The following is a 6,261-nucleotide window of genomic DNA, read 5'->3' on the forward strand; positions in this document are numbered from 1 at the left end:
AGAAGTAGCCATAAGGACTCCAGAGATTACGGGAGGTAGACTTTCCGCTTGGAGCCTTACCCATGTAAAGCCTCTGCAAAAAAATTTACTATACCCAATCAGTGATTGCCCGAACATAGTTTGGGGCATTTTCAATGTCAACAGATATTATTTTTTTCAAGCAAAAAACTGAGCCTGTCCGCTGGCGGCACCGCATTTCCCTACCTGTTCACAGTGTTTTTTCCCAAACTTCAGCTTTCTCAATTTTGTTCGGCACGAAATGCGGGTATACTGTATTTTTTGGATATGAAATACCCGCTAAAATTCGGTACCGCTATGTTCATACAGCAATCCGATTTTTTCAGCAAAGCCTGACGGGGTGCTTTTGCAGTGCATTGCCAGCCCGCCAGCCAATATGAGTCTGCAACAGCAGGCTACCGATAATCCTTAACGCAAAGCTAACGCCCGCTTGTGTATGTTTCAACATACATAATGGTAGCGGATAGGCCGCAACTACGCCGCAACCATTGCCTCCGCAGCCACAGCTGCGGATACGCCGATGCTGCCACATGGGCGTATCCCCTTCCCTCCTCCTGCGCGAAGCGCCCTGATAAACCGGGGCGCTTCCTGCGCATGGCAGTACAAAAGCTTTTTTATGGGCTTTTGTACTGCCAACCTCAGCCCTTCTCCACCAAAAAGGCCGACGCTCCAAAGAGAGTCGGCCTTTGCCATATGCATGACTGGTTAACTGCACTGCAAGCTGCACTGTGAAAGGTTCACGCGCAGACAAGTATGTGTTTGCCCGGTCAAACGCGGAGCGTATTTGCAAAATCTGTAACTGCGCGCTCCGCAAATGCTTTATCTAATTGATCCAGGAGCTCAGGGCGTCAACAATCTTGCGGGCCTGATCCGCGCTGGAAATATTGAATTTGGACTGCTGGCGGTATTCGCCCCCCGCCTTTTTGTAACGGCGGATAACATACATGTCCGGGCCAAAACAGTCTTTTTCCGGCTGCCACTGCTGGTAGCGAAAAAGAATGGTGGTCCACGCGCCCTTGCTCAGCACAACCTTGTCCAGTTCGTTAACGATAACCTGACCGTTTTCCTCAAACTGCACTGTGAGATCATCAATTGTTTCGTTCAAAAAAAGCCCCCCAAGTAGGCATAAGTAACGTAGTAACAACAAGCAAGGGCCAAGCGCTGCCTTCCGGGCCTTGCGGCCATCCAGCAACTGAAGGCAACAGCGCTCTTGGCAGAAAACTTACCCGGCGTGTTCGACCAGCATCCCTTTGACGCTTTCCGGCAGTTCCGGCTTCTTCAACACCATTTCGGCGGGGCCGGGGCCATAGTTCTTGGCAGTCACGCCAGCAGATGCGGAAAGAGCCATCAGGTTTTCTGCCGTGGTCAGATCACTGCCGCTCACATACTTTCTCCCAACGATATCCAGCACGAGGTCATTGGGATTGACGGGTTTGACAACACTATTGTCCATATGCGCCTCCCTCACGTTAGGTAATCAGAGTAGCTTTTTCCTCCGCCCTCTGCAAGCACTGCCGCCTGTGCGCCTACTGACGCAACAAAACCAGCGTGTAACGTTCCACCGGAGCAAAATCATCCGTAAGCGCCGGAGTGGCAAAAGGGGCTGTACCCGTGTACCTGCTTGCCAGCATGTCGGCAAGGCGCAAACCGCCCGAAGGGGCATTTTCTGTGTCTGCTGCCGCTAGGACTGGCAGCGCGCCCGCCGTGATATCGGGCCGCTGTTCGGGGAAAGCCGCAACCATCAGGTTCTGCAGCTTGTCTGGTGCTTCGCCGCCAGCGCAGTACACCTGCACCTCGGCAAAAGACTGGCGCAACGCGTTGAAAATCCCCTGAAACAGGCGGCCATCCGGCCCTTCCACAGCGGAAATAACGTTCATGAGAACAACTCCGCCGGGAGCAACCACCCGCCGCAAGGCAGCCGCTGCCTCGCGCGTTCCCATCTGAAAAGGCACGGCATAGTGTGAGTTGAAAACATCTACAAACACCAGATCGTACTGATCTCGCTGACGGTTCAGAAAGGCCCTGGCGTCCTCGTGCCGCACACTCAGACGAGGGTCATCGCGCAGAGAAAACCAGCGTCGGGCTGTTTCCGTCATGGCCGGATCAAGTTCCACCACGGTCACACGCGCGGCCTCGGGCTTTGCCAGAGGGGAATTCTCGGCAAGCAGCCACTTGGGAACAGAATACCCGCCGCCGCCCAGCATGAGCACCCGGCTCGCCTGGGGCGTAAAATGCGGCCCCAGCGCGTAAAACTGGGTGTAGCGAAAATACAGCTCATTGGGGGCGTCCAGATACATGCCAGACTGGCTGTAACCGGGGTCTGTAGCCATAAGGCGCACGGGTCTGCCGTTCTGCGCCCAGTCTACCCCTTCAAAAATACGGATGCTGTTATAAGGGCTTTCCACCAGATGGCTCATAGCCCTGCCATCCTGCCAGCGGCCATAGCTTGCCGCCACCACAGCCATAAGCCCGCACACAGCCAGCAGCACAATGCGCAAACGCATGTGCCCCCCGCCGTTGCACAGCGAAAGGCCCAGCATGGCCGCAGCCACGCCCCATAAAATACTTGTGCTGCTAAAAAAGGAGATGAGGATAAAGCCGCCCAGAAAAGTTCCCACAATACTGCCCGCAGTGGAAAGGGCGTACAGCCTGCCCACGGTGGCCCCTGAGGAATCCACGCTCTCGATGCGCAGGCGTATGGCATAGGGCGTCACCATACCGAAAAAAAAGGCGGGCAAGGCAAAAATGCACACCGCCGCCAGAACCGCCGCCGCGTACAGGTTGCCCACGACAGCCGTTACCCATTGGCCTATGACCTCATGACACAGCGCCGTCAGCCCGCTGCCAATGCCAGCCCCTGCCAGAGCCAGGGCCAACCCCCGCCGGGAAAGGGTTTTGTCGGCCAGCCGCCCCCCGGCCCATGCGCCCACGGCAAGGCAGGCCAGCACCACGCCTATAAGGCTTGTCCACACGACGGCGGAGGTTCCCACATGCGGGGCCAACACCCGCGCGCCGACCATTTCAAGCACCATGACCAGCGCGCCGCTCATAAATACTGTCAGTTCGAGCATACTGCTCCTGTGGCAGGTTGTGCGGCGGATGCAGGAGTCAGACCCCGCCGCTGCTTTATTTCGACATGCCAGCCTACTCGCGCCGCTGGCCAAAAAAGTCGTGCAGCAGGGCGGCGCATTCCTCAGAAAGCACGCCGCCCATGTGCCATACCCGATGATTGGCGCACTGGGCGTCAAAATATTCGGCGCGGGAAACAACAGCCCCGGCCAGGGGGTCGGCTGCGCCGTACACAAGCCCCGCAATGCGCGCATGGATGATGGCAGCGGCGCACATGGCGCAGGGTTCAAGCGTCACCACCAGCACGCACTGGTTGAGCCTGTAGTTGCCAAGCGCAGCCCCGGCGGCACGCAGCGCCAGCACCTCGGCATGGGCGGTGGGATCATTGCCGCCGATGGGCGCATTGCCGCAACAGGCAAGGATGCGCCCATCCGGAGCAACCACCAGCGCCCCCACGGGCACCTCGCCCGCAGCGCCGCTGGCGCGGGCCTTTTCCAGAGCCAGCCGCATCAGCCCCTGCCAGGTATGACCCGGCGGGGGTGACGTTAACGGCCCGGCAGGAGAAAAGGCCCGCGCGGCAGAGCTATTCGTATTCATGCGGCAGCTAAATGATTACCCTGCATAACTGGGCAACCACTTCTTCTGGCGTGTCGCAAACCGTAATGAGCTTGTCGATTTCGCCTTCCTTGATGAAACCCCGTGCAGCCATGGTCTTGCGCATCCATTCCAGCAGGCCGCTCCAGTAGCTCGAATCGTACAGAATGATGGGGAAAGGCCGGGTGCGCCCGGTCTGGGCCAGCACAAAAGCCTCCGAGAGTTCATCTATGGTGCCCATGCCGCCGGGCATGACCACGTAGGCCATGGCATATTTGACAAACATGAACTTGCGGATGAAAAAGTAACGGAAATTGCAGCGTGTTTTTACATACTGGTTGCAACCCTGTTCATGCGGCAACTGGATGTGCAGGCCGACAGATACGCCGTTGGCTTCATACGCGCCTTTGTTGGCGGCTTCCATGATACCGGGGCCGCCGCCGCTGATTATGCCAAATCCAGCTTCCACCAGCAGGCGCGAAATTTTTTCAGCATCTTTATATTCCTGCGAATCCGGCTTGCACCGGGCAGTACCAAAAAGGGATATGCATTTGACCTTGAGCGCGTTGAGCGTATCAAGCGCCTCCACCATTTCCGCCATGATGCGGAAGGTGCGCCAGGATTCTGTGGTGACGGAAGAGAGATCATCAATCATGTTCTGTTGCAGTTCAGGCATGAATGCTCCTTGTTCCTCTTGAAGTATGGGGGGAGGCCCGCGCGCAAAAGACGCCGCATGGGCCGACAACTTTCAGTATATGTGGGCCTTCGGCCAAAGGCAATGCGGGAACATTGCCGACTGGGCCCTTGCTTGACGCTGGGCCGCGCTTGCGGCTATGGAAAAAAGTCTCCTTGCGTCTTTTCCGCCTTGCATGGCGGTCGGCAAAGAGCTTGCGGCCTCTCAAGCCGCCAACCCTCACTGGAGGAACAGATGAAAGTACAATTTCTGGGCGCGGCGCAAACCGTGACCGGTTCATGTTATATGGTTGAGGCGGCTGGCAAGCGCTTTTGCATCGACTGCGGCATGCACCAGGGCAACAAGGCCATTGAAGCCCGCAACCGAGAAGCTGAACTCTATCAGCCTACCGCCATTGACTTTATTCTTGTCACCCACGCCCACATTGACCACTCCGGCCTGCTGCCCAAGATGGTCAAGGAGGGCTTTGCCGGGCCCATTTTCTGCACCAAGGCCACCAGCGAACTGCTGGACCTCATGTTGCAGGACAGCGCCCACATTCAGGAAATGGAAGCCCTGTGGGAAGCACGCAAATACCAGCGGCGCGGGCTTAAAAATCCCCCAACGGCCCTGTACAATGTTGAGGACGCCCAAAAAACGGTCACCCTTTTTCAGACTGTCGATTACCACAAGGTGTTTGAGCCTGCACCGGGCATCCGCGTAACATACTATGATGCTGGTCATATTCTTGGTTCCGGCTCCTTGCGGCTTGAGGCCGATGAAGACGGCAAAACCACCAGCCTCATATTTTCGGGTGACATCGGCCGCCCGCAGTCGCTCATTGTGCGCAGCCCTGAGACCCCGCCCAAGGCCGACTACGTGTTCATGGAATCCACCTACGGCGACCGTGACCACAAGGACGAAAACCTCAGTGTTGACGAACTGGGCGAGGCCATTGCCTACAGCTATGGCAAGAGCGAAAAGGTCATCATTCCGGCATTTGCCGTGGAGCGTACCCAGGAAGTGCTCTACTGCCTGCACATGCTCGCCAAGCAGAACAAACTGCCGGCGGATATGCCCGTATTTGTGGACAGCCCTCTGGCCATCCGCGCCACAGAAGTTTTTGAGCGCAACCGTGAGCTTTTTGACGATGAAGCCCTCAAAATGCTCAACGGCGGGGATGATCCCTTCTCGCTGCCCAACCTGCGCTACACGCTTTCCGCTGCGGAATCGCAGGCCATCAATGACTACAAGGGCCCTGCCATCGTCATTTCGGCCAGCGGCATGTGCAATGCGGGCCGTGTACGCCATCACCTGCGCCACAATATCTGGAAGCCCGGTGCAAGTATTGTTTTTGTGGGCTATCAGGGTGTGGGCACGCCGGGCCGCAAGCTGGTGGAAAAGGCCAAAAAGATCACACTGTTTGGCGAAGACATTGAAGTTGCCGCCCGCATTTTCACCATCAACGGCTTTTCAGGCCACGCCGGGCAAAGCCAGCTGCTTGAATGGCTCAAGCCGCTGACCGGCAACGGCGCGCAGGTGGTGCTGACCCACGGCGAAACAAAGGCCCAAAGCGTGCTGGCTGGCCTCATTGAGCAAAAATTCGCCAAGCGCCCCCTTATTGCCACCTACCTTGAAGAAATGGTGCTTGAAGGGCCGCAGCTCACCGAAACCGTGCAGCACGAGACCCAGGCCCATCCCCGCGTCAACTGGACGTTCCTCACGGACGAAGTGGAACGCAAGTGGGGCATGTTCAAAGACAAGATGGCCGATGTTGAAAACCGCCCGTGGGTGGAACAAACCGAGCTGCAGGAGGCCATGGAAAAGATGGATTACGCCCTCACCCGCCTGCTCTCGCGCATGTAGGCCGTCATGCGGATTATTTCGGGGCGTCTTGGCGGACGCAA

General features: G+C 57.3%; 6 protein-coding genes. 1 reads left to right on the forward strand and 5 read right to left on the reverse strand.

The window, feature by feature from the left end; translation table 11 throughout:
* Positions 1–841: 841 nt before the first annotated feature.
* The 5 genes from VEZ52_RS02140 to VEZ52_RS02160 all read right to left on the reverse strand — a co-directional run bounded on the left by VEZ52_RS02140 (position 842) and on the right by VEZ52_RS02160 (position 4,357).
* A complete protein-coding gene (locus tag VEZ52_RS02140; RefSeq protein WP_027180673.1) occupies positions 842–1,123 on the reverse strand; it encodes a hypothetical protein in 282 nt (93 codons plus the stop codon).
* A 117-nt stretch (positions 1,124–1,240) separates the two neighbouring features.
* Complete coding sequence (locus VEZ52_RS02145) at positions 1,241–1,471, reverse strand: hypothetical protein (RefSeq protein ID WP_324835335.1); 231 nt, start codon at positions 1,469–1,471, stop codon at positions 1,241–1,243.
* A gap of 73 nt (positions 1,472–1,544) precedes the next feature.
* On the reverse strand, positions 1,545–3,089 hold the full coding sequence (locus tag VEZ52_RS02150) for a fused MFS/spermidine synthase (protein WP_324835336.1): 1,545 nt from the start codon (positions 3,087–3,089) through the stop codon (positions 1,545–1,547).
* Positions 3,090–3,162: 73 nt separating this feature from the next.
* Positions 3,163–3,684: a tRNA adenosine(34) deaminase TadA gene (gene tadA / locus VEZ52_RS02155; protein ID WP_324835337.1), complete on the reverse strand. Its 522-nt coding sequence runs from the start codon at positions 3,682–3,684 to the stop codon at positions 3,163–3,165.
* Between the two features lie 7 nt (positions 3,685–3,691).
* Positions 3,692–4,357, reverse strand: coding sequence for a TIGR00730 family Rossman fold protein (locus VEZ52_RS02160; RefSeq protein WP_324835338.1), 666 nt, complete (start codon positions 4,355–4,357; stop codon positions 3,692–3,694).
* A 252-nt stretch (positions 4,358–4,609) separates the two neighbouring features.
* Between VEZ52_RS02160 and VEZ52_RS02165 the strand changes: the two genes are divergently transcribed.
* A complete protein-coding gene (locus VEZ52_RS02165) occupies positions 4,610–6,220 on the forward strand; it encodes an MBL fold metallo-hydrolase (protein ID WP_324835339.1) in 1,611 nt (536 codons plus the stop codon).
* Positions 6,221–6,261: the final 41 nt, after the last annotated feature.

This window comes from Desulfovibrio sp., from assembly GCF_035644575.1.
GTDB lineage: Bacteria > Desulfobacterota > Desulfovibrionia > Desulfovibrionales > Desulfovibrionaceae > Desulfovibrio.